This is a genomic window from Acanthopleuribacter pedis (genome assembly GCF_017377855.1).
GTDB classification, from domain to species: Bacteria; Acidobacteriota; Holophagae; order Acanthopleuribacterales; family Acanthopleuribacteraceae; genus Acanthopleuribacter; species Acanthopleuribacter pedis.
The window spans coordinates 252,676-279,180 of sequence record NZ_JAFREP010000016.1 but is presented as its reverse complement, the minus strand read 5'-3'; the positions used below and the strand labels follow the sequence as shown (position 1 = coordinate 279,180).

Annotated in this window: 5 protein-coding genes; 3 read left to right on the top strand and 2 right to left on the bottom strand. The window is 59.9% G+C overall.

All coding sequences use genetic code 11. From position 1 onward, the window contains the following. Nucleotides 1-45 precede the first annotated feature (45 nt). Nucleotides 46-20,913: a hypothetical protein gene (locus J3U88_RS17865; protein ID WP_207860298.1), complete on the bottom strand. Its 20,868-nt coding sequence runs from the start codon at nt 20,911-20,913 to the stop codon at nt 46-48. A 1,454-nt stretch (nt 20,914-22,367) separates the two neighbouring features. On the opposite strand from J3U88_RS17865, the gene J3U88_RS17860 reads away from it, so the two are divergent. The 3 genes from J3U88_RS17860 (at nt 22,368) to J3U88_RS17850 (ending at nt 25,464) form a co-directional block, all read left to right on the top strand. Further along, nucleotides 22,368-24,140 carry a GNAT family N-acetyltransferase gene (locus J3U88_RS17860; RefSeq protein ID WP_207860297.1) on the top strand — a complete coding sequence of 591 codons (1,773 nt, stop codon included), beginning with the start codon at nt 22,368-22,370 and terminating at the stop codon, nt 24,138-24,140. 147 nt (nt 24,141-24,287) lie between these two features. Continuing rightward, entirely contained in the window at nt 24,288-24,920 is a 633-nt protein-coding gene (locus J3U88_RS17855) for a hypothetical protein (RefSeq protein WP_207860296.1), read from the top strand. 124 nt (nt 24,921-25,044) lie between these two features. Next, complete coding sequence (locus J3U88_RS17850; RefSeq protein WP_207860295.1) at nt 25,045-25,464, top strand: hypothetical protein; 420 nt, start codon at nt 25,045-25,047, stop codon at nt 25,462-25,464. Nucleotides 25,465-25,510: 46 nt separating this feature from the next. Here the strand turns inward: J3U88_RS17850 and J3U88_RS17845 are convergent, their stop codons facing one another. Continuing rightward, a complete protein-coding gene (locus tag J3U88_RS17845) occupies nt 25,511-26,338 on the bottom strand; it encodes a hypothetical protein (RefSeq protein WP_207860294.1) in 828 nt (275 codons plus the stop codon). Nucleotides 26,339-26,505 lie beyond the last annotated feature (167 nt).

Here is a 26,505-nt window from a genome sequence, read left to right as displayed (position 1 = left end):
CAGCGTTCGCATTTTTGGCATGGTTGCGGTTGTGTCTTTGTCGGTTCATGGCAGCACCACCGGTACCTGGCTGGGTAAGGTTGCCACGGGTTCTTCGGCCAAGATGATGACGGTGTGGGGCGACGCGTCAATCGGGGCAGAAAGGGTGAGGCGCCACTGCCGGTCGTCGGCGGGTTCAACCGCCAGCAGCCGGACGCTGTTGTTTTCGGCGCGCAACCACATACCCACATAGTCGCGTAGGTCTTGGGTCACCAAGGCAACATGGGTTTGGCCAACCGGCTTAAGTATGTCGGGGGTAAGCAAAAGCGCGGGCGCGGTATGAACCGGCGGCGGGGTGGCTTGGGGCGGTCCACCATAGTCGACGAGGACCCGTCGGCTGCCGGTTTGTTCCCACAGCAGCGAACCATGGTGGGGCGCCGGTCCGGTTGTGATGCGACCGCCAAAGCGGTGGGCGCTTTGCAGGGTCAAGGCGATACGACCACCGCCGCCGAAGCGATTGCGGTCTCGGCCGCCAGACACGTCGATGAGGCCGTTGCCGCTTAACTCGCGGACCCGCACCAACAGGGAACCGCCCGCGCTGAAGCCGATACCGCGTGCGCGCAGCATACCGTCTAGGCGCAAAGCGGGCGCCGCAATGTGAACCGCGCCGCCGCCGGCGATGCCGCCGCCTGGTTGGCTCGGTTGGAAAAGTGCGCCGCGTGGTGTGAAATCGCCCTCGTCCGAAGCCGGCCCGGCATGGCTTGCGCTGAAGCCGGCGTCGCTGGGATCTTGCCTCAAGCCGACCCCGTCAAAATCCAACAGGCTGTCGGCACTGACTTCAAGGCTTTCTGTAAGGTTGATTAGGGTTGGATAGGGACGCGTCACATCGCGCGGCGGTTGGGTCACCCGTGCGCCGCGATTGAGGATCAAGGCTCGCGCTTGCAACAACTGATCGACTTCTAAGACGGCACTGTTGAGGTAGATGCGGCCGTTGGTACGCAGGCGGGCGTAGCGATGGATACCGCCGTGGAGGATGAGGTTGCCCCATTGGGGAACCACGCCGCCGTCGTCCTCGGGCAGCCGCACCAGCGCGCCTTCCGCCACGGACAAACCGCCGAGGGCGACATCCGGCGCCAAGATGAGTTCGGCGCCGGGTTCCAGGACGATTTCGGTTTCGGCGAGCCCGTCGGCGACGCGTAATTCGAGTGCGCCGCCAAGCGACCAAAGGTTGTTGGGTAATTTGAGTGATGCGGCTTCTAACAAGGCTGGGGCTTGGGTTCGCGCGGTCACCTCGAAATGCCGGTGGATGACGATCCCGTCCGGCGTGCTGAGTTCCGCTCCGCCTGCGAGGGTAAGGCTGTCCAGGTGCCAATGGGGTTTGATGTTGGTGCCGGCAGGCAAGGGTGGCAAGGGCCAAGCCAAGCGCAAAGTTTGGTGGTCGTGGCCGAGAACGGGAACCTCAAGTTGTTGGTTGCCGAGTTGGATGTGCAGGACGGCCCCGGTTAAGCCGGGTGGTAAGGCGATGCCCGGCGTGAGCAAATGATCCCCGTCACTGTCGTCCTGCGCCAACTGGAAGGCGCCGGTTCCAAGGAGCGGGGTGCGCCCTGCATCCTCGCGACCCTGAATCACGAGCCGTCCGTTGGGTGCATCGGGACCTTTGATCAAAATGGTACCGGCCCCGGCTTCAGGTCGGTTGTTGGCGGGATCGGCGGGGCTGCCGTAGGCGGTGACGTCCCCCTGCCAGCGATCAAGGCGCGCGGCATGAATCACAATCCGACCGCCGCCCTGTCCCAACTCGGCGGCGCGGCCGTCCGCGTCGGCATGAATCCCGCCGCTACCGCTGAGGACGTTGGTTTCCAGCCAAACGGCGCCGTTGCCGAGCTGGGCGGGGTTGGCGCTGCTCATCAAGCGACCATCGAGTTGAAGGGTGGCGCAGGTGAGGCGCACGGCTTTACGACCGCCGCCCGGTGCGTCTGGCCGGCAAGGACTTCCAAAGGTGCGGCCGGGACGTTCATCGGCAGCGGCGCCACCGTAGGAATCGGCGCGACGGGGCCGTTCCCAGGTTCTACCGGCGGGCCACTGGAAGCGTTCGTGGCGGTTGGCACCTTCGATCACGGCGCCGGCTTCGACGCTGACGGAACCGGCGACCCGAATATGGTCGGCGGCGAGTCGGCTACCTTTGCGTAAGACGATGCGGTTGGCGATCAGCGTCGGTTGGGTGCCGTCACCCCGTGCCCCGACTTCCAGGACGGCCCCCTCCTCCAGCACCAAGTTTTGCAGGACGGCGTCGCCTTCAACCTGCATAACCGTGCCGCGCAAAATAAGGGGGTTGTCCTCGCGAAGTTGTGTGTGGCGAATGCTTTGGTTGGCCAAGGTTTTCCCAGAAGGCGGGGTGAAATTGGGGGCGGTGAAGCGTCCGCCTTCGAGGGTGTAGGCTTGAGGAACGACTTCATCAAGCGAGGTAACGTCCCAGGCAATGGTGAGTGCGGACAGGTTGTGGCGGCCGATCAAGGTGTCGCCCGCATTCACGGTGGGTAAGGGTTGATCCAGGGTGATACTGTCGGCGTCGTTGTCGGTGATAATGCCGAGCGCAACCTCTTGGTGGACCAGTTGACGGCCCGCCAAAGCCGCGGGGAAGCTATGACCCGGGTCCTGCCAGCGGGTGTCGCCATCGCTGTCCGCGACGCTTGCGGTCCTTGCCCCCAGTGACACCATCGGTGTCGGGGCCGTGGCAATACTGCCGTCATCCAGCCAATAAGCCTCGTCGCGGATCAACAAATGACCGTTGGCGTAGTTGCTGTTGCGACGGTAAATGGTACCGGGCGCCCCTTTGCCCAGCATCTCAAACGTGATATTGCGACCCACGGTGGCACCATGGGCCAACAGTTGGCCGAAGAACTGGTCGCCGTCGGGCTGCGCCACATGGAGGGCGATGCGGCCACCGGACGGCGCAAAGTCGGGTATCGCGTCTAAGTAGGAAAAAGCACCCGAGGCATTGAGCATGCCGCTGTAGCCTTCTATGCGGTCCACCTCGACCAAGAGAGAACCGCCCGAACCGAAGAAATAAGGGAAGGCACCGTTGTACTCTTGGCCAAGGCCGACACGAATGGTGCCGTCAAGGTAGAGGCTGGCGGCGCGTAGGTGGATGACACCGCCCATCCCACCGGGCGTATTGGGGCGGTACAGGTTGCCGTAGGGCGTGCCGGCGTCGCCGGCGGCCAACCCCGCCGCCAAACCGCCGTGGGAGACGCGGTTGCCGTCTACCCCCGCCCCGTTGAGCGCTTCAATAAAGGTGTTAAAGGCCAATTGAACACTGTTGCTTACCTCAATCGATAAGGGTTCGTTCTCAAGATCTACGGGCACATAGAGTCGGGTTGCCTGGCTGCCCTCGGCGAGGTTGAGGGTATCGGCACGCAGGGTTCCCGCGAAACCGGTATCGCGGTCGATGTTGAGGTTGCCGGCAGTGACGGTTCCGAAAAATTCTACCTCGCGATCCGGGCGGTTTCCGGGGCTGACCAAATCGTTGCCGATGAAAAACGAGCCAATAAAACGCGATTGGTGGGCCTGGGTCCGTCCCCGCAAATCGACTTGGCCGAGTTCTTCGGCAAAGGTCACCCAGCTCTGTGCTAGTTCCAAACGCGTGGCGGCTAGATCGCTGTCTAAACGAAAACGGGAGGCGACGGCGCGCAACACGTCCGGGGGATTGGTGCCGATCCCGCTGAGGTCGGTTTGACCAGGTTGATCTTGGGGCGTGCCTTGCAACCACACTCGTTGTTGCCCGTCCGCATCGACGAAAATCGTACCTGTACCGGCCTGGAGGCCGCCGCCGACAGACCACGCACCGGTAAATTCGCTGATGCTCCGGGCTCGGACGGCGATCCGTCCGCCACCACCGCCCGGCATGCTTAGATCGCTTCCGTTGGTGCCGTCGGCCTGGATGCGCCCATTGCCGCTCAATCCTTCGCTCAGGGTGACGGCAATCGAACCGCCGGACCCATAACGGCCTTGATAAACACGGCCGTCCGCGGCGAGTTCACCGTCTAGGTGCATGTTTTGCGCTTGTATGCGCAGCCGACCACCGCCGGTTGCGGAACCGACCTCGTTGGGCTGGAACAGGTTTCCGTAGGTTCCACCCGTCTCCCCCGCCCCGGTGCCGCCATAGCCGTGACCCGCGGCCAACCCCGTATCGGGATGGGTGGTGTCGCGCGGATATCCGGCCCCGCTCACATCGATGCGCGCGCCTTCGAACACGTACAAAGTTCCGTCGATGGTGAGGTCGGTAAGCGCGGGCTGGGTGTTGTCGGGGCTAGGGGTTTGGGTGAGCACGGCGCCCGGCAACAAATAGAGCGACGCGAAACGATGGCTACCGTCGATGACGTGGTTACCGGCGGACAACATGAGGTTGCGTCCCTCGTAGCTGGTATCGTCGGCGGCTAAGGTTAGGGCCTCGCCGCGCACGACATCCGTGGGCACGGTGAGGATTGGGTGCTCGATTCGGGTTGTATTCCCGCGTCCGTCGGTCGCGCTCACCTGAATGGGGACCTGGGTAATCGACGCGGAGGCCGGCGCGGTGAGCGACGCCTGGTAAGGGGTTTCCTGCAAGGTGGCTTGGCTGTCGCCGAGGTTTAACTGGATCTCGTTCACCCCGGAGCCCTGGACCCGCTTCATACCGCTCTGCATGAGGTTGCGAATCCGCCAGGTTGCGCTGTTTTGCCCACTGTTGAGCAACACAAATTTCACCAACAACGCGGCCCCGTCAAACCCATCAAGATCCATGGTGAAGTCCCCACTTGCGTAGTCAAAAACCACGGGGGTACCGTTTTCGGCGGGATCGTTGCCCGCGTAAGGACCACTGTAAAAATCTCCGGGCAGGAAGGGCTCCGCCGTTTCCCAGGTGGCCCCGTTGTCGCGACTGAGTAAGATGAACCCGCCGGCCAGGTCGCGCTGGTCGAAATTGTCGTTTTGGAATTCTGAGGAAAAGCTGAAGCGGCTGCCGCTGTCGGGCATTTGATACGGGCCGAGGGTGAGTTCAGCGCGGAGGGACTCCGTACCCGCCGACCCGCTGATAGAAGCGACGGCCTCTTGCCGTTCCCATTGGTATTCGGAAGGGCCACGAACGGTTTGGGTCGACCAGAAGGGCGGCTCTATCGAGGGGAAGCCGTGTATCGGGGCAATATCCGAGGCGGACACGGTGACAGGGACCGGGTTAGCGGCGGTAACTGGCGCAAAACGCGGCGGTTCGGTGACCTGTACCAACGGCGGAACCGTATCGGGCGAAAGCTGAAAAGACAACACGCCCGGGTATTGGCGGCCGGTTGCAGTTTCACCGACGGCTTCGATACTGAGTGAGGTCGTAGTTAACGTACTGGGGAATTGATAGGTTAGCCAAGTTGTGTCGAGGTCGAAAGTTTGCGGTGGTGTAAGACCGTTGTCGAGTTGGACGCTTGTCAGTCCGCAGCCGTCTTCACATACCAAACGCACGTCGTCGATGCTGTAGCGGTTGTCGTTGTCGAGGGTATCGTTACCGACGTAGCGCCAGGCGACCTGCACGATTTGCTCGCTGGTATCGTAAAGACCGACCCGCGCCAAGCCGGGTGAAAAGGAACCGGTGTAGGCATATTGGTTGTAGAGTGCGCTGTCGCGGTCGGAGATGGTTCTTACGTATGCAGGACCTCGGATGTACAGGGGCAGCCAGGTGTCGGAACCGGCAATCCGTTTTTCGACAATAATGCCGTCGCGACGGCTGTTAAGGTTGCCGGAATGGACAAATTCAAGGCGCACGGAAGAACGGGCAGGAACGAAGAAAAAAGGTGTGACCAGGCGGGTTTCGCCGTTGACCCGGTCGCCTTGAAGCCGCCGCGAGCGGTTGCCGCGCAAGGGGGCGTCCGTGTTTTCCGCCCAGGGTCGCCAGTCGCCGCCGGTAGGATCCTCGTCCCGCCAGGTACCCGGCCCGTTTTCAAAATCCTCGAAGAGCGAATACACGGCCAACTGCAAGGGAATGGTTTCAAAGGCGGTGACGGGTTCGCCTGTATCCGGGTAACTTTGCCCAAGGAACAACACGGGTTCGTTCAGGGGTAATAAGGTCAGGACAAAATCACGGCTTGTTTGGTTGCCCAAATTGTCCTCGGCGGTAACGCTGATGGTTTCCGTGACACTTTGCTCAGCCACCGGGGTATCGATGAGGAAGGACGCGGTGTAAGGCGGCGTCGTCACCGTACGGGTTTCGCCGTCATAACGGATGCTAACCTGATTAATGCCGGACGGATCGTCCGCGGCGACCTCTACGGTCAAACCTTCACCGGTGTGGGCGTAAAGCGAGCGCGGTCCAACAATGTGCACATTGGGTCCGGCTCGGTCTTCGTTCAGGTAGTTCAGCGAAACCTGAGTTTGGCCCTGGTTGCCGCTGTCGTCCCTGGCGCTTACCTCAAGCGTCATGGTTTGATTGGCGCCCAAGGACGGGATGGTGAAGCTAAAGCTTGTTTGGGTTTCCTGGGTTTCCGAGGGAATCTCGTTCCGTTGAGTCTCCCCGTTAAAAGTTGCGCTAATGCTTTCGAGGAGCCGGTTGTCCCGGGCTTGGACAGTAACGCTTAGGATTCCGCCTGGGAAGATGTCCAGGCCTTCGCTGGGTTCAAGCACCACGACTTCGGGGGCTTGACGATCCGGTCCACTCACGCCGATCATGAAGTTGTGCTCACCCACATTGCCGTCCGCGTCGGTGAACCGCAACACGGCCGGCAGGTCGCTGTCCCCCTCGGGAACGGGAGCGATGAAGGCGAACTGGTAGGGGCCGGCACCGGTTTGGAGTTGCGTCTCTCCGTTAAACACGGCTTCGGCGGACACAAGGCGCGCATTGCCGACGGCGCTTGCAGTGACGGTAAAGGGTTGACCTGGTGCCACGCGCCCACCGTTTAAGGGCGCGACTGTCAGCTGTTCAAGGCGAGGCTGGGCCAGGAGCAAAACGTCGGAGCCGCCGACGATACAGCCGACACAGTTGGGGGAAATCGTGAGCCGGTTAATGCGCAGACCGGGCTGGATTCGGTCGCCCGGTTGGAGGAATGTCAGGGGGCCGTCAATAAGAAAACGGGCGCTGTTTTGTTCATTGCTCGCTTCCAAAATTCGGGCGGCACTGCCGCTGTTCTCGTTGGCGATCAAGACATAGTCCCGAAAGTGTTCCTCCAAGACGAGGTTCGGGACCAGCAGGGTGGTGCGGTTTCTGTCGGCATCGAACGTTTGACTGAAGCCAGCTGGCAGAGTCGTCCGTGGGAAACCCGGCAGTGGGGTGCGTTGGTTGGCGGCACCGCTGTTGTTGTCGATGAACAGGGTTCCATAGGGTTCCGTTTCGAGGTGTTGGATCAACACGGTTCCAGCGGAGAAGCTGCCGTGTGCAACCGCCGTCGGGGATGCCCCGGAGAGGGTCCGGTAACGCAGAGCGACTCGGCCGCCGCTACCCGTAAAACGTCCGCCCAAGCCGCCGGTGGCGCTGATGGCGACGCCTTCGTTTTGCCAGTGATCGACCGTGACCCAAATAGAGCCGCCGGAGCCGTTGTTGCCGTCGGCGCGCAACGCGACGCCGCGCAAACTGTCGGCGCGCAACCGCAAGGCACCGCCGGCGGCCGAACCGATCCCCAACTGGTCGGGATAAAGCGGTGAACCGTAGGTGCGCGTCCCTGCCTCATTGCGTACCCCGCCGTGGCCGTCATAACCGCTACCGGGCACGGAGACCGATGAACTCACCTGAATCGCCGAGAGGCCGCTGCCGTCGACGGTGCGCGCGATAATGTCAACCACGGGTTGGTAGGGGGCGTAGTGATGATCGTGGTGCGAGTGGCTGATGGTAGCATTGACGAGGGTGAGATCGTTGCATTCGAGGGGACGGTCTAGGAAAAGGGTGGCCCCGTCGAGAACAAGGTCACGCTGTGACCAGGTGGGTTCGTCGAGAATCAGTCGGAAAAGGCGGTTGTTGAGGCGGAAGGTGTTGGTGGACAAAACCCAGTCCCTTGCCCAGAGGCTGGTGACCGCACTCCCTTCCAACAGGAGCTCGTCGCAGTGCAAGACGCCCGGCACCTGGAGCTGGGCACCATTGCGGAGGATCAGGCGATCAAGGAACACGGCAAAGGTCAATTCGGTACCGGCCGCGATGGGTTTGTTCAAATCACGGTCCAGCTCGATGAAATCCGGCCCGGAGTCTGTCACGTTGTATCGCGGGGCGCCCTCGGCGCTGCCGAGTTGCAGGGTGAGCCCTACCAAGTCAGGGGGTAACAATCCGCCGGGTAGGTTCAAGCGTCGCGGGTTGTCGGTGTCATTGTCGGTAGCGGGTAGGGTGAGCCGATCTATTCCGCCGAGTCCGGTTAAGCGACGCCGTTGGGTATAGGTTTCGGGATTGGCGCTAAGTTGTTGATCAACCAACAATTCGCCGTGGTTTTGGGCCGCACTTTTTACGAACAAGGTGCCGGCGCCGTTGGCTTCGAAAGGTTCGCTCGGGCTGTCGCCGCCGAGTTGGAATTGCAGGCTGTCGAGGAAGGTTCGAGCACTGCTGTATTCCACCGCGATGCGGCCTCCGCCGCCGTTGTTACCGGCCACGGATATCAGGCCGTTGCCCGTGATCACGGGAATTTGCAGCCAAATGGAGCCACCCGCGCCTGAATCACCACCCTCGGCACGCAGAGCGCCGGCAAGTTCCAGCGATGCGGCGCGCAGGAACAAGGCGCCGCCGCCGTTGTAGCCGCCGTCATCGACCGGTTGCTTAAAGGAACCAAAGACCGGTTGTGCGGTGCGAGGATTGTTACGGTTACCCAGCAGGCGCCCACTGCCGCCGTGGCTTGAGACCGCCCAACGCGTGCCGTTCCATTCCCGGTAGGTGGGGGCGTGGCTACCCGGTTCGCCGGTGCTGATGCGGGAGCTTGCATCTACGATGACGGCACCGTTCACCTCCGCACGCAGGGCAAACCGGGTGCCATTGTCACCAAGAGGCGCCGCCGCCCAAAGCGAACCGTTGCTCAGGCTGACGGATTCGGCCGCAAAGACGGCGTCGCGGTCGACAATGGCCGCGCTTAAGCGGCCGTTATCCAAACTTACGGTTCCCGCCGACATGGGTTGGTGGTAAATGAGGTGGGCACCGTTGCGCAGGGTAAGGCTGTCCAATTGCAAGGGGACGTGGCTGGTCAAAGTGAAGTTGTCGAGCACCAAATCAGGAATGCCCAGGTCTTCGAAAATTTCCAGTGCGCCGTCGCGAAGGGCGAAACCCGGTGGGTAATCCACCTGGGCCGCATCCAAGCTGCCGCCGGCGAGGATGAGTTCGTCGGTGATTTCAATGCGATCCGGCGAAGCGATGGAGCCGTTGCGCAGTTCGACGACATTAAAACGGTGTAAACCTCGGTAGCCGGTACCGACGCTCAGGGTGGGAAAACGGTCGGCCGGTTCCAACCGAAGTGCGTCATTCGCGGCGATCAGCGCGGGGGGTTCGCCCTCTGTTTCCAGGTACATCCCGGCCAAGTTATCGGGGAACGGGGTGGGATCGCCGGCAAGCAAGGTTAAGGCTGTCCCGTCGACTGGGGTTTCCAGCGTACGGGCACCGATCCCCGGCAATGGCGTGGAGCCGGCGGGTGTGGCGAGGTCACCGTTGTCCACCACCAGCTTGCCCAGAGGCCAAGTGTTGGTACGGTAAAAAACGGTGCCTGCACCGGCGCCTTGTCGGGTCGACCGTGCTTGCACCGCACCACCGAAACCCGTAACGGAATCGGCATAGACGGCGATCCGTCCCGCCACGCCGCCGACGCTGTCGGCGCTGATCCGCCCGTTGCCCGTCAACGCCGCGGTTTCCAGCCAAAGAGAGCCGGCCGCATCGCCGCTATTGTCCGCGTGCAAGGAACCCTCGACCGTCAGTTGTTCCGCGGCTTCTATGTATAATGTACCGCTCGCACCGGTAGAGGTCGGTTGGTAGAGGCTACCGTGGGTTTGGTCGCCGGGTTGGGCGCCGGCCGCGAGCCCACCGTGGTGCGGGAAACGGGGGTCACCGGTTGGGTAAGGGTGTGTTGCGCCAAGGGTGCCCAGTTCCCCGGCAATGGTTGCCTCGCGGACGACCACCCTAAGACGAGCAGAAGTTCCCGAGGGCGTGGTTACCACCGCGCCCGCTTCAATGCGCAAAAGGTCGCCTTGGAGTGAGCCACCCAGTATGTGGGTCCCGTCTTCGAAGGTAAGGCTGTCGAATATCAGGTCACCGTTCAGGGTTAAACCATTGGGGCCGTTCACCCGCACATCGGCGAACCGCAGGTTGCCGGTCAGTTCGACGGGCGCTTGCCTGGCAAAACCCGCGCGCAAATCCCAGCGGCCGAATTCATTGCCGATCCAAGCCTCACCCGCGTTTAACGGGAATGCGGGGTTGCCGCGCACCCGCACCAGGGCTTTGCCACCGATCTCAATACGATCCAGGGCCATAACCACATCGACGCGGTCCCCTTCTGTGAAGGTGGCGAAGGGCTGGTCCGGCGGGGACCAGAGCTCGTTACCGTTTTGGCGCCAGACAGGCACCGAGGGTTGGCCCTGGCTGATGACATGCAGGCCTTCGAAGGCGCCTTGGTTGAGGTTGTAGGCGCGGTTGGCACCGTTGACGGTGTCGGTCACGGTCACGGTCAACACCTGATGCACGGCGTTGTCCACCTGTTCCTCGCGAATACGTACATGGGTGCCGACCAACAGATCCCCCAATCCTGGCAGCCAGGTCAGGTTGTTGCTATCGCGATTGCCGATGTTAGGACCGTTGACGACGAGGCGGTCCAGCGTGCCGTCGGGCAAATTGGTGTCGGGGGTTTGCAGGTACAAGGTGCCGTGCCCGCAATTGCGCGCGCCGTAGGCTTGAACCTGACCCGCGAAGGCGCCGCGAATGGCGATCCGCCCGCCGGACCCGCCGTTGTCGTGAGTTTCCGGGTTGTTGCTGTCGAAGCCGTTGGCGGTAATCCGTCCCAAGCCCAACCACTGGCCGGCTTCTAAGTCCAGCGCGCCCCCCGAACCGTAGCGGCTTGTGCCGCTAGGCGTTTGCCCGCCGTCCGCGTGGATGGCACCGTCCAGCCAGATCCGCGCGCCGCGCAGACGCAGGAACCCACCGCCGTTGTTGCTGCCGGCTTGATTGGGTCGGATCGGTGAGCCGTAAATCTGGCTGCTGTCGCCAGGATCATCACCGTTCCCCAAACCGGCATAGGCAGCATTGCCGGTATGGGTGAATAAGTTGGGCGGTCCCTCGCTATAGCCGCGCCCGCTCATATCAATGCGGCTGCGCGCGTCAACTACCAAATCGCCGCTGAGTTCCAGTTCGGTGGGAGCGGCGGCAACGCTGCCCGCGGCACCTTGGCTGACAACCGCGCCGTTCACCAAGGTCAGCGAAGCAAAGCGGTGAGCACCTTCAATACGGTTGTTGTTTCCGAGCAGGATCAACGCGCGATCCTCATAGTCGCGGTTTTCGGCGGCGATGACGAGATCGGTGAAGACCTCTCCGCCCGCCGCGACCACGGTGTGCTGTTGCACCGCGAGGATACCGCCGCGGTCGGTCGCCTCCACGCGCAGCGTGAGCTGCTCGCGGTCGCGCCATTCGGCGGGAACGCTGATGTCGACTGCTAAGGTGGTTTGACCTTCGGCAAATGTCCCGCTTTCCTGCAAGATGCCGTCAACCAGAACCCGCCACGTGCCAAGACCGTCTGGATCGCGCACATCGGCGCGCACCGGGATCACCAAGCCTTCCGGGAGAAACAACGGTAGCGGCATGGCGTCGGCGGGGGCGGTGATCGTCAGCTCGGGTGCACCCTCGCTGTTGACCGGTTCGACGCGCAAGGTAAAGGGCAAGACACCGCGGTTGCCCCGAATATCGGCGGCCTCGAAGCGCATGGCGAAATCGGTAGGTTGGTTGATGTCCGGCGGACTCCAGAGAATCGGGGTGTTGCGCGAGGTCCCTTCCACATACAGGCTGTTGTTCACGTACAACGCCACCTGGTTGACCGCCAAGTTGTCGCTGATATCGAAACGCAGGTCAACCCTGTCCGATTCCAAAACCACCGCGCCGTCGTCGTGCGACAGCAGCGCGATTTGAGGCGGGGTCGCGTCCAGGGCGACGGTAAAGGTGGTGCTTTGGGTGGTGATTTGGCCGAGCCCGTCCTCGACCTCGAATTGGACCTGGACCTCGCCGGGTTCGGGTTCCTCGTTGCGGACAAAATAGGTGTCGCTCAGGGTGAGCGGGTTTTCGCGAGGCGAGGACGACCAGCTTCGCTCAATCGCCCCCGTCAGGTTGATTCGCCATGCCTGGATGCCGCGGTCATCGGCCAATTCAAATTGAATACGGGGTGTTTCCAAAGGATCGTATTGGTTTTGGGACAAGCTAAAGGCGTTGATTTGAGGCGGGTTATCCGCGCTGAGTTCGAGGTCGCCCAAGGCGAGTTGTTCGCGATTTAAGCTAAAAGTTCCAGTGCGGTACGCAAAGCGGGCGCGGTCCTCAATGGAAAAATCGTAATCGCCGTAAGGGAGGTCGGCGAGGCTGAAGCCCCCGTTTTCGTCCGTGGTCAGGGTACGGTCGCGCGGTCCGGTGACCTCGACCACTGCACCCGCGGCGGCTTGACTCGCAAACACCGCCACCCCGGTGACCGTACCGGTTGGCTCGAGACGGATGGTTTGGCTGTCGGTTTGCCCGACTTGGGTTAGGCGCCCGCTTGCAGTGCCGCCGAGACCGGTTTCGGGGTGTTCGGCGGTAAGGGTGTAGGCCCGTAACATCACCGACTCAAAGGAAAAAGCGCCTTCCGCGTCGCTGGTGATGGTTTGGTGCAGCGCTCGCGGTAGGTCATCGCCTTCCAGGCTGACGCGGGCCCCGGCAACAAGGCTATCGTCACTGGCTTGGCGCACCAAACCTTCGACACGGCCCAAGCCTTCCAGTTGGATATCGGCGACCGCGGCGGCGCCGGCCAGGTCCAGCGCCGCGGTGGCGGTATGGCCGATGGTTTGGCCCGCGCGGGCGATCAAGTCAAAGGATTGGCCAAGGGCCATGACGGGGAAACGATAGCCGCCGTTTTCATCGCTGACGACCTGGTATTCGCGCCAAGTTACCGGAATCCCGGCGGCTGGATTTCCCTGAAGGTCCAACACGCGGCCGACATATTCCCCAACGGGAACCATGTTGAGGGTGATCTCCGTGCGGGAAGGTGCACCGACGGAAACCGTGGCTCGCAAGCCACGCGTGCCTTCCGGGTTCCAGGCCGTGACCGCGTAATCGCCCGGCGGCAGATCGGAAACGGCGACCCGCCCTTCGCTATCGGCGGTATACAGGGTGCCGTCGGGCATTTGCAAGTTGCCCACGACGGGCAACACGCCGTCGCGCAAGGTCACCAAAAGGACCCGGTCGCTGACATCCACTTGCAGGGCAAACGTGGCGCGGGTGGCGAGGCGCGAGGTGTTGGCAACCTCGATCAGCATTTCATTGGCACCGCGTGTGATACCGTCCGGTAATCGGGTGAGCAGCGCGCGACCGCCGTTTTCATCAAAATGAAACGCTCCGCTTAGATCACGGCCGTTGATGGAAACCCGAGACCGCGACGGGTCGATGCCGGAAAAAGGTGTGCTGTCCCGCGCGCTGAAGGTGATTTCCAGGGGAAGTTGGGTGACGTTTAGGCTGGGCATGGTGAGGTTGAGTTCCGGTGGGCTAGGGTCCACGTGTAAATCGCCCAGCTCGGTATCGGCGGTAAACCCCTCGTAAGTGTAAGAACGCCAACCACCGCCGGAGGAAATCACTACCTCAAACGGACGGTTGGCGATGACACGGGGAAACGCAAAACGACCGGTGTTCGGCAGGACGGTGCTAAAGGAACCGTTATCCAGTTCCAGGCGCGCCGAGGCAATACCGGGATTGGCGTCGGTGACCACGCCGGTCCCGGTCACCTCAATAGTGTTGGGCAAGATCATGTCTACCAGGTTCACGCCCGGCACCAAAACGACTTCCCGCGGAACCCGCAGCGTAGCGTTAGCGACGACGGCGGTCAAGGTCACCGTGGTAACCGGTAGACGGTCGATGATGAAGCTCCCGTCGCTGCCGATGGGAATGCGGGTATTAACCAAATCGGGTTGGACGAAGATTTGACCGCTGTCGAAGATGCGCCCATTACCGTCGCGGACCCGACCCAAGATGGTCGCGGTCGCGGCCAAACGAATCTCGCGATCCATGTTCTCCGTGAAGGTGATACTTTGTTCAATCAAGGCCTCGTAGTTGGCCGTGTAGGCGCGTAGTAGGTAGTCGCCGGGAAAGATGCGGTTCACCGAGAAGGCACCGCCGCCGTCGCTTTCGGTGCGCACCGAAAGGTAGCTGCTCGCGGCCAATGCGCCGGGTAGTCGCACCCTACGATAGAGTTCCAGCGTTGCACCCGCGGCGGGGGTGAAGCCGTCCGGGCCGAGTACACGACCGCTAAAAGTCAGGTCGGCTGGGAACCTAAGTTCGATTTGATCCCGTGCGTTGGCGGCCGAGGCGCGAAACGGGACCTCTTCCATGTAGTGTTTGGTGGCGTTGTCAAAAGCACGCAGGATGTAATCCGTATTGGACAGGACCGGGATGCTGAAATTGCCGCCCGCGTCGGTGGCTACGCTTTTGCCACGGCCGTTTTCCGGTCGGTAATAGAGTTGTCCTTGTTGCACCGGGCTGCCGTCGCTGTAGCGGATGGTTCCGTTGAGGAAACTGAGTCCGTTGAGGTCGATGCGGAGGTTGGTCAGGGGTTGGGGAACGCCCGCGTCATCCGTCGTTATCTCGATATCAACCAACCCCAGTTCCAGGCCGGCTGATTCGAAAACGATCAGTTGCTCCGGGCCGGCGAGGACGGGTTCGATGAAAAAGTTACCTCCGCCGTCGGAAATGAAACTTCGCAGCGGCGGGCCCTCCATATTCACCTTGGCGAAAGGTGCCGGCGAACCATCCGGCAGGTAAATGGTTCCACTGATAAAGGTGGTCGGGGCCATTTGAAGATCTGTTTCGACCACCTCGCCCGGCGTGTTGATTTGGAAGCTGAAGGCCGCGATGCCGTTGGTTTCGGGATGGTAGGCGGCCACGACCCAGGGTTCGCCGAGCGGAACACGGGTAAAAGAAAAATCGCCGTTGTTAAAGGTTCGCGTTGCACGCTCAAAGTTGCCGTACCGGTCCAAACCACGCTGCAAATACACCGACAGGGTTTGAGTGAACGGGGTGCCGTCGGCTTGAAGGACTTGGCCCCGAACCTCGCCATAACCGGGAAAGGCGACTAAAACCGGAGTTTCTGGATCGAGGCTGTCGTCGACCACGATCTGCTGGATGAGACGGCGTCCGTCGGGATGGGTGGCATTGACCTGATAAATGCCCGCGGGAACCGCCGTGAGCCGTACCAAGCCGACGACGTCACTGACGCCACCCGCGCCGGGCGCGACCAAGACGGAACGATCTTCTTGTTCTACGACCAGAGATACCGGCAGGTTGGTGACGGGCTCGCCGTTGCTTTCCTGAATGGCTAAGGTCAGGTTGATCCCTGGCGAAAGGTGAATGTCGGCGCTCGTCGCACCTTGACGGGGATCGTGGACGACCTCGATGCGGCCGACGCGACCGCCGCTCAAGTCAACCACGCTAATCGGGTAGGTTCCCGCGCGCAGGTTTCGAAAGAGATAAGCGCCTGCTGCATCGGTACCGGTCATTTTGCCGCGGCTGCTGCCGTCATCAATCCACAGGCGCGCACCCGGTACCGCCTCGCCGTCGCTAAGCACCAGGCCGCCGATGTCGGCCACCGGCGCCGTCGCAAGGACCACGTCAGCCTCCGGTTGGAAGGGTGAGGTCACCACATCCAGTTCCGCGATAAAGGCATTGCTCGGATTGCGACCGCGCAGACGATAGGCACCCATCGGCATCAACTGAAAGCTAAATCGACCGAGGTCGTTTTCGTCGCGCCCGGTCGCGCGTTGTTGCAAAAGCGCGTCGCCTTGGCGGACCTGGACCTCGCCACCGGGGATGGGTGCCGACGCGCCGTCGACGAAGGTTCCGCGAATGCTAGACTCCGGTTCGAGCGTGAGGGTAATCGGGATCTCGTCGTGATCGCCGTTGAGCAGCAACCGTCGTTGTGCCACCAAGCCATTGCCGGTAACGGCGTGAAGGACGACCGGACCGGTTCGCACGCCGGAAATGCGAAACAGACCGGCACCCGTCTGCTCGCGCACCACACTGTACCCGGAAACCAAGGCCGGATTACCCATGGCTTCAAAATTCAGGGCCGGGTGTTCTTCCTCGGGCACTTCCGTGGACGTAAGGGTATCAAAACGCGCGGCAAGGTTGGCAAACTCGGCTGGTGCGCCGTCCGCAAATTGGACCGCGACCAGCAGCGTTGCCGCCTTTTTGAGTTGGAAATCCTGGCGGAAGCGCACACCGTCGCGAACATCCACTTGGGCCGTTTCGAAATCACCGGAGTCCGGGTCATAAGCAATCAGGGTGGTTGTTGCGCCGGTAATATCTTGAAGCAGGGTTCCGAAGCTGTAATTTCCCTCCGCGTTGGTGCGAACCGTGCGCCGTTGCCTTCGGCCCTCTGCATTGTATTGAAGTTGCACCAACATATTGGCCGCTGGTGCACCGTCAGCCGACACAACCGTGCCAAACAGGTCGTAGCTGTTATTCGGCGGGAAGCTCAACACCAAATCGGCGTGATCCGGCGTGTTCATTTGCCCGGAAAAGCGTTGGGTTTGGCCCAACAAGGGATGAAAACCGCGCACCTCGAAAAGGCCGTAGTTAATGTCGTCGATTTGGACGTGCCCGTCCGTGTCGGTATAGAGGGAATGGGAAAACCCGAAGCTGCCAATGCCAAAGGTCGCGGTCGCGGTACTGGGGCGGTTCGAGTCAATTTCGATGCGACCCATTACTGCTTGCCCGTCTGCGTCTACCAAGCGAATGGTCACCGACCCTTGTGCGAGGGTGCGAAGTTCAACGTCCAGCACGTTGTTGTCCGCGATGGAGACCATGGCTTCGGCGATGCGCGGATGGGTACCCGCCGTGATTTGATAGCGTCCCGGTTCCGTTACTTGGAATTGCCAGCGGCCCTCGGCGTCGCTTCGGGTGACCTGATCGCCACCGAAATGCGTGGGGGCGTAAAGGGGAACGAATGGAATGGGTTCGCCGGCCGCATTTACCAGCGTGCCGGAAATCGTGCGTTCTCGTGGAAGGCTGATCTCTAAATCCAGGGTGGGTTCACTTTCGGTGAGACGGATGCGGCGTAAAAACGTTGGACCCGTGCCTTCTTGCAAGGGGTAAAAGTTAATCGTTTGGCTGCTGTTGAGCGGCAAAAAGGTGAATTCAAAACGGCCGGAGGCGTCGGTTGGTCCCCGGATCGAGCCACCGTTGAGTTGCACCCCGTACTGGCGACCCCGCCCGTCGGCGTCGCGGACCCTGCCGCGCACCGTCCCGGTATAGTTCGGTGGGCTCTGGTAGGCAAATGTATAGTCAAAGGTATTTTCGCCGGGTTGCGGGTTAAAGGGAATTTGGAGCCGGGCAGTGCGCCCATCCATGGGATCGACCGCGATTTGGCCGGCACCCGCGACCGCGTCCTCCATTAGATAGAACCCGTTCTGATCCGTAAAAGCCAAGCTGTTGTAAGGAATGCCGTGTGCGTTGGCAGTGGGAACCCCGAGGGCCGCGTGGTACACAGGAATTTCTGCCAGTGGAACGATCCGACCGTCTTCGGTTTGGGCGGTAATGCGGCCGCTAATCGTGGCCGATACCGAGGTGATGTTGATGTCGCGGGTTTGGGGTGAGTTGGCTTCGGTCAAAAAAGTAGAAGCCAAACCCAGGCGGCCTTGACCGCCGGCTTTGATGAGAATGGGTCCGACCGGGAGGCCTTCCAAACGGTAGAATCCGTTCGCGTCGGTTTGACCCCGGACGCCGCTGTTAAGGACTTCCGGGTTATCAGCAAAAACGGTGACGAAGGCCGCCGGCTGGTTGTTTTCAAAAACGCGCCCGACCACCGTGCCTTGCGCAGAAAAAACCATGTCAATTTGGAAGTGCTGACCTTCTCCGCGCATGGTGAATTGTTCGCTACGACGGCGTCCGTCCGGCAACATGGCGATCATATAAAACTGTTTCGGCGTGTCGCTCGAGAAGCTGGAAAAGGGCAAAAAATCGATGTCAAAGCTGCCGTCCGCGGCCATCGGCACGGTGAATTGTTGTTTCATTTTTCCCATAATGGGAAAGGAAAAATTGGGCTCTTCGTCCTCCCGCACAATGACTTCCCGTTCAGTGGGGACCAGTCCGTAAGCCACCATGCCGTCGCTAAAATCTTCGCGGTTCCCGTCCAATACTCGGCCACTCACACGAATACCGGTGAATCGGTTGCTGCCTTGGAAGGTGCCTTCCAATACACCGCTGTTTTCGCCTTGATAGGCGCGAATACCTTCGAGGCGATAGCTATTGGCGCGGTAGGGACCGATGGGGAACCGGGTTCCCACCACCAGGGTGCGACGGTCCGGCTGCAGTTCAACCGAGGATACCCGCGTGCCGTTGATGCGTATTTGTTCGCGTAGCGGAACGAGTGTGCTCAAATCCAGGGCTTTGGAAAAATGAAAAAGCACGGCACGGCCAAAGGGATCGCCGCTGTCCCCAAGGTTCTCATCGGAGACTTGCGCGACCCGTCGCAAGGTGAAGGGTTTGGTCGGCAAACGCACACCTTCCAAGATGACGGGCGGGTTGCTGTCGCGCTGAAGGGTAACCTCCCCGTTATCGCCGTCCCAGGTGAATTGCGCAGATCGCGCCAGGCCGATTGGGCCGGCTTCGAAGGTAAACAAATCACGTGCGCCGTTGCGGGGGAAGACACCGCCGATAGTGATGTTGGTTGCAGCGGAGGTGGTTAATTGAAGCGAAGGGAGTTCGTCGATTTTGGCAACCCAAACCAAAAACACCCGTTCCGAAAGCGGCAAGACAGTCCCAAAGGGAAAGGTTCGTACTCCGGCATTATCCAGTACGCCGCCGTCGGCGTTCCGTAATTGAAAGGTGATCGGCTGATCCGAATGAATGACCACCCCAAACTGTTCACTACATTCCTCATTCTCCAGCGCAATCGCACGTAACGCACGAAACCCCGATGTGTTGGTTTCGCTAAACAGTCTTTGTAATTCTCGGGCAAATAGCTGTTCAAGGGGATCGCTGTTTTGAGTTAAGCGGCGACGGCGTAACTGGTCGAGCGGTAACGGGTTGTTGCCACCACGGACCCATGTAGCTAACAAGCGGACCAAACTTTCGGCTTCCGAGGCCCCGGCAGATCGACTAAAACCATGAACCGCATAGGCTTTGGCCAGTGCTTGGGCCGCGCTCCAGCCAATCGGGTCCTGGCCGGCAGGCAAGCCGGAGGGGTCCAGGTGGGAGAGGTCGTAGGCTTGTTGGGTCGCCAGACGTAGCGCCGTGCGTAGGTCGGCTGGGAAAACCTGAAACGAGTTTGGAAAAACAAGACTGGTGGGAGCGACGACATCGCTGTTGCCGACAGCCACGCGCAGTTGCATGCTGCCAGGCGCGTCCTCACGTACCCGATAATAACCGGCTTCCACCACGCCTGGCCGTGTGGCGCGCAGGCGGTAGACCACCTCGGCTGAAGCGTCCGGTGCCAGCTCGGGAAAGCTTTGGGTGGGATTGCCGTCAACCAAGCGACATCCATACAGGGACTCAGGCGGCAGGGTGATGCGAAAACCGGAAAGCGGCACATTCGATTGGTTGGTGAGTCGGGCCACCAGGTCGTAGGGCGTGTCTTCGCTGACCCGTTCCGGGTGATCGAAGGTCAGCAGGTAATCCGGTGCGCGCACATGGACAAAGGTATCGGCCGCGGTGCGCATTTCGGTGCGTTCGCCGCCAAGCACGACATCTCCCTGTAATTCCAGGCTGATCGGGTAAGAACCCTCGCGCTCCGCTCGCACGATAAAAGCGGCTTGGGCTTCCTCGCCCGGTGACACCTCGCGCGGATCGTCGGCCGTGTTGAGATCGCCGTCGGGGCCGGGATTCACCATGTCTTGAATGCCGTCGTCGCGTAGTTGCAGCGGCAGACCGAACCGATCCGGGTTGGGCAGTTCCACGCGTGCCAACAAGTTCTCAAGGGTGACCTGAAAACCGGCGGGTGCACGATTGAGCACCAACGCTTTCACTTCAAAAAACGATTTGAGGTAACTGTAGCCGCCGGGCATGATCACCATCGAAGGTGTGAAAGACGGCCGCTCAATACCCCCGCGCAACAAGGGTTCCGGTACGCGAAAGCCGCCACCGCCACGTGCTTGGGGAAACAAAACCTTGAGGGGGGATTGAGTGAATGGGTCGGAAATGGTCCGACCGGGTGGGAGTTCCATGTAGGTGTGGGCGCGGGGAAAAACAGCATCGATGGTGACCTGCTCCCGCGTCGGACCGCCTATTTCCAAGGCGAAGCTAAAGGAAAAGGCCTGGTAATCATCCTCATTAAACAAAAAACCCCGCTCGGCCAATTCGGCTTCGGTTAAAGGCCGAACCTCTGCTTCCGCTACCACAAAGTCGTCGACGACCTCGACCCGCACCGCACGAGGGGTTGCAAACCCAACAACGGTGTCGCCTTGCACCAAACGAATGTTGCGGAGTTGGTAGAGACCGGCGCGGGGTAACTGGGAACGCGGAATGATGAAACGCGCTTCCGCTACCGGAACTTGTAGGGTCAAAACATCGCCTTGACCGGGCGTGACCCATTCACCCACAAAGGACCCACTTGGCGGTAGGGGTTGGTCGGAAACCAATTGGAAGGTGACCGGCAGCCCTTCTGGATCAAGCAGGACGGTGGCGGATTCAGGCGTGACCCGCAAGCCGGCCGCTTCGAAAATGAACCGCGTGCGCGCCAGAGCTTCATCAGGAACCACCTCCTGGGAAAACACCACACTGGTCAGTAGAAGGAAGGAAATCGCGAAGAAATGGCGCATGGTCAACTCCGGCTGTTGGGTTGTTGCAGGCAAGTTCGGGTCAAAAGCTCCCAAGCCTTCGGGCTCGGTTCCGTGAAAGAAAGGAAGTACAAAAGCAAAGATCAAGCGGTAAAACTTCAATCGCTGATTCGCGAATAAAAATCATCTCAAAAAAATAAACTTCAAGGTTTTTTGTGGTCCGATCAAAAACTAAAGACAAGAGGTTTGGGTGATAAGCTGCTGTTTCTTTAGGCACAGGCGTACAGAACATTACCCATGTCTGAAAAACATCAGTCGGTGTATTTAGTGAAAATTGATTTTGTTTTCTGGAAAGTGAGGGATATTTTACAACGGACATTAAGCGTTATCAACGAATAAGAAATATTCGCTTGTTTATTTGTGCGCGGACAACTTAAAGCTCTGGATTAAAACCATTTGGTACCCTATTTGAAACTTCGGGTCCGCCGGATTGGATGACGGCAGGCCGGACCCTAGGTCACACAACGCATGTATTTCCAACTACATGAGTTTTGGTTTTTTTTGCGCCGCGGTAAGTTGATGCCGGGACGGGGACGCACATCGAGCGCGATGGCATCATTTTGGCTGCGCCGCCTCTGTTTGCTCAGGTTGCCATGGTCCCTATCCTCCTCGGATGAAAATCAACTGCACCGCCCTTGGACAAGCCTGCTTATCCAAGGGGGCTCCGGCCCCATGTCTCGCTTGATGCCGTCGAGGAGCCGTCCCCACTTATCATTTTCAGCCATATTACCTGGTTAAAAGGACGCCCGGTGAAAACGGAACAGAAATTCATCGACCTGGGTTTATGGTCTTCATTGTCAGGGCTGATCTCTTTTTGTTTTATTGCAGATGCTTTAGCTTAGGTATTTTTACTTTGAAGATTCTAGCGTTCTTGAAAGATTAAACTCGCGACCAAACAAAGGCGTCATTAACTCTATCGTGCTTGCATCTTTTTGAGACAGACTGGCGCAAAGAATATCAATAGCTTTGTAACCTTTCTTTCAGGCATCACTCAACCCAAGAGACATGCCAATCGCAAGAGCGCTCGCCTAAAAGGCTAGATCAAAATGGTTTAAAAAACGAAAGCCAAAATCGTGCACAACCGCATCTGTTATCGTCTATAACCTCTCCATCATTAATCACTTGAAACAGTTTAGGCCATTTTTCTTAACGCTTCAAGTTTTACCCCTGAAGAACCGGGATGATTTATTAACTAAGTTGATCCTGCTTTTACTCAGAACGCACGCGCACTTTAAGTGCTATAAACTGCAAGAACAAACACCGACAATGTTATCAAAGAAAAAACAAGACTTCATCAGCAGAGATGCGTATATTCACTCTACAGGGAATGCTTAAAAAACCCTACTAATAAAGCATGTTAAAGCAGGTTGACTATGTTTGAAAATGACCGACTTAATGTTGAAACTATCGTGAAAAAAGGTTCACCAGGTGATCGAGTGTTCCTCGATGACCACCTTGGATCATCCACGTTTATTTCCTATTGGGAAACCCTGCCGATTAACCACCTCTATATGATCGGGCTGAACCTGCCACCATCCGCCCACGCACATGCCAAGCTTCAGCGTTTGGATGCCCGCATTACTGGTGACCGCAAACCCTGGGTTCCTCTCCAGAATTACCTCTCCAATACCCTCCCCCAGTTCCAAAACGACATACGGGCGGGCCGGGCCCGCCTCGACCTTGGCATTATTTCAATCTCCCCGCCGGATCAGAGAGGGATGAGTTCCCACGGGCTCACCACGGGATTGCATCCAGCCGTCCTGGCCCACGCAACCAAATGCTTCGGCGTAATCAACCATCGAATGCCAAGAACCCAAGGGCCCCAGGTGCCGATCACCCAATTCGCAAAGGTTTTTGAATGCGATCAGCCACCACTTGAAACCCCGCCGGTCTTGGCCGGGCCTGCCTCGAAAAAAATCGCTCGCTACCTCGCCTCCTTGATCGAAGACGGTGACACCATTCAATGTAGCGACGATGACGTGGCGCGTGAATTCCTCCGACTTCTTCAGGGTGGCAAAGCACTGGGCATTCACACGGATGTCATCTCCGACGAGGTCGGTAACCTTGTGGCGCGCGGCGTGGTTACCTCGGGCGTTCGCGGTAGTTTCGCTCGGGGAACCCGTGCCTTGTTCGATCAAATCGGCGACGATCCCTTCCAATTTTACGCGGTGGGGGACCTTGCCTGTTTGCGAAGGACGGCGGCGCTCCCCCGCTTTGTCGCCGTCGCGCCGGCCACGGTGATGGATCTTTCGGGACAAGCAAGCCTTGCACGGCGGTCTGGTAATTTGGTTTGGGGCGGCCTCGGTTGTTTTCCCGAGTTTTTGCGTGGGGCCGCGCTGTCGCCCATGGGCCGATCCATTGTTTGGTTGCCCTCAACCCACGCGGACGGCTCTTCGAATATTCGTTTCCGAATCCCCGAAACCCAGACCGTCTCCATCCCGCGCAATGACATTCATTTCGCGGTGACCGAATACGGCTTCGCCAACCTGCTGGGCAAAAGCTTGCCGCAACGCGCCGCGACCATGGTTGAAATCGCACACCCGCGTTACCGGGAACCGTTGATGCGCGAGGCCCATGAACACGGCTTGCTGCCTCGCCTCTGGGCCATTCGCAACCGCGCGCATTACCCCATCGAACACCTGCGCACCGTCACCACCAAGTCCGGCCAAGACATCCACATTCGCCCGGCCAAATGTTCCGATTTCCCGGAACTGCAGCGGCTCTTCTATCAAATGTCGTCTCAAGATATTTACTTTCGTTTCCACGCCGGCGTAACCAGCTTGTCGGACCAAAATGCCATCCACCTGTGCAACACCAACTACGGGCCGGACTACGCGGTTGTGGCAACCCCCAACGACTGGACCCAAAACGAAGTCCTGGCCACCGGCTGCTACTTCATCGAACCCAAAGGCAAGCGCGCTGAACTCGCGTTGATGGTTCACCCCAGCTACCAAAACCAAGGGATTGGCAAAGCCATGCTTGGTTTTCTCATCGACCAAGCGCGGCAGGCCGGTCTCGACACACTGACCGCCGAGGTCATCGACGGCAACCATCCCTCGCTTCATCTTTTGGCCAACGCCGGCCTACCGATCACCCGCACCGTTTCAAGCGGCGTTCACAGCATCCGCCTCGATTTGCGTATGGCGCGGGAGCAACCTCTGGTGACCCGCGGCTTGAACTGGCTGAAGCAGCGGCGCAAGGCATCCTGAGCTTGGTGGGGACACCGGCTCTCAATCAGCACGGCATGGTTCGCCAGGCGGAGACGCGCCACACGCCATGCCGTCAATCAAGAAACCCCGCAACGCTTTTTCATGGATCAACCCCCGTTACCCCAATCATCCAGACAGGAGGCAACCTTGTACCAAAATCATGCAATCTTAAGTGGTCGGCTTGAAGATCTTTCCGCCCTAAAACGTTCGCAAGGCGGGCAAACCTACCGTACCCTCACCCTTACCCAATCCCTGGGCGCCGATGCTTCGCGCCGCCTCCAGATCCCCCTCCTTTTACCGCCAAACCACGGCGCGCTCGCACCGCCCGCGGCCGCACCGGTGACCCTGCTGGGTCGGATCAATCCGCGGGGGTTCCAAGCGGAGGCACTTTATCTAACGGCCCAAAACCAGAACGACCTGCACTTTGGTGCGGTGACCGGGCGCGTGGTTGGGCTGAATCCCCTTTCCCAAAACCCTGACAAACCCCCTTCGATGGGTGTGGCACTTCAAACCGCCCCCCGCGGTCTTCCCTTGTCCCTTTCCCTCCATGGCGAATTGGCCGCTTATTGCCGTCGGGTTGTTGCAACGGGCGACCACCTGCTGATCCAAGGTTGTTTTGATGCCGGGTTGCAGTTCCAGCCTCACCAAGTCGGCAAACTCTGGCTACCCCAAAAATGCCGCGCGCGGTTTCAACGCACCTACCGGACGACGGCCGCTTGTGGCCCGGCGCCTTTGAAACGGCCGTTTCCCAAAATCCCGCGCACCGCCGCCGCGTCGTAAAGCGCCGGGCCGGGTCGCCGGCCTCGCCACTCCAACCAGGCGTGAAGCAGGGTCCGAGGGCCGGGGTTGGTTGACCTGTCGCCGCGCGACAACACCGTTCCATTTCAAAAAGAAGGAGTTACCCATGGATGAAGAAACCTGGCTGGTCAATCAAAATCATGAAATTTTCAGTTTTATCGGGGATTCACTTGAAAAGGCCTTTACCCACCTGGACCAAGACGACAATTACCTGGTCGTGCAAGCGTTCGAGGCTGTCGGGGCCGCGTGTAAAGTCGAGGACCAGGTCTTTTTTAGCAACTGGGCCGATATCCAAAAAGACCATGAGGAAATGACGCCTGACGTGTTTCGCGACAAAATTAAGGAGATGGCCCAAACCCCCTATCAACAGCGGTTCTCCGGGCCAAACGGCGAACTGTTGGCCGAACACGATGCCGTGGTGCCGCTCATCCATAAACCGGCCGTATTGCAAACGCGGGCTGAAGCGGCGGCCACGGCCAAAGAGGCTGCTGAACGGAAGCCAACAAGACGGGCCGTTGCCTCCTGAACCACCGCACCACCTGGAACCCAACGGCAAAAACCACCGGATGCGGTTATGAATCGCCTTGGAAAAAAGCGGTCCACCGTTCCAACGGCTTGGTTGAAAGCGGCGGGTCCCAATGGGCAAACATGGCCATGGGGACAAGGTCGCCTGGCCGCACGATTTGGTCTGGCGCGGTAAGGTTGGCACGCGAGCGGTTCACCCAACCCGCGCGGGTCGGCTCAAGCAGGATGCCGTCCAGGTGGTCCCGTTGCAGCAGGTTGTCATAACGCGCTGCCAAGGCTTCCCGCGCCCCTGCGACCTCGGGCGGGGACGGTTCCACCGCGTCGGGTTCCTGGCGCACGTAATGCACGAGGTGCCCTTGGTTGCCATCAAAAAACAAAACGCCGTAGGCCGGAGGGACCCAATGCAAGCGTTGTCGCGAAAGCCCGAGCCCCTCGTAACCAATCCAGGCCCAGCGCCCGTCGGGGATGTGGGTTTCGGTGATCGCGGGTTGGGCCGGCAAGAAGGAGGAGACGTCGGAAAGCAGCACAAAGGGTTGTTCGGTTTCGTCGAAACTCACGCGGCGGAATTGTTCGTCACCGTCTCCTTGACCCGAATAGACCGGTTCGGGGTAACGGTGGGTCAACCATGTCCAGTTGCGATCCTTGAGCAGAAACGCTTGCGCGACGGTTTGCGTCAAGGACAAGGGGCCTTGCCGCCAGGGAAAACTGCTTGGATCACCAAGGCCAAGGTCGGAAACCATAACCGTTGCCGTGGCGTGCCACACGCGGGCGCGAAGCACCAGGGTTTCCGTCTCATCAGGATGCGGCACCGTGAGGACCGCATCCAAATCGGCCGTGGGAAGAGCGCGCGTTTGCTTAAGGTATTCGAAATTCAATGCCTACCGCCTTGTTGTTGGGCTTGCCCGTGTTCCAGCGGGAACCGCATGGGTTCCGTCCAATCACGGGGCACGGTCAGGATTGCCGGGTTCATCCAAAGGGTGGAATTGAAAACTCTATCAGATCGGGCACCCCGCGAAAAGCGTTTGCGACTTTGGGTTTGGCC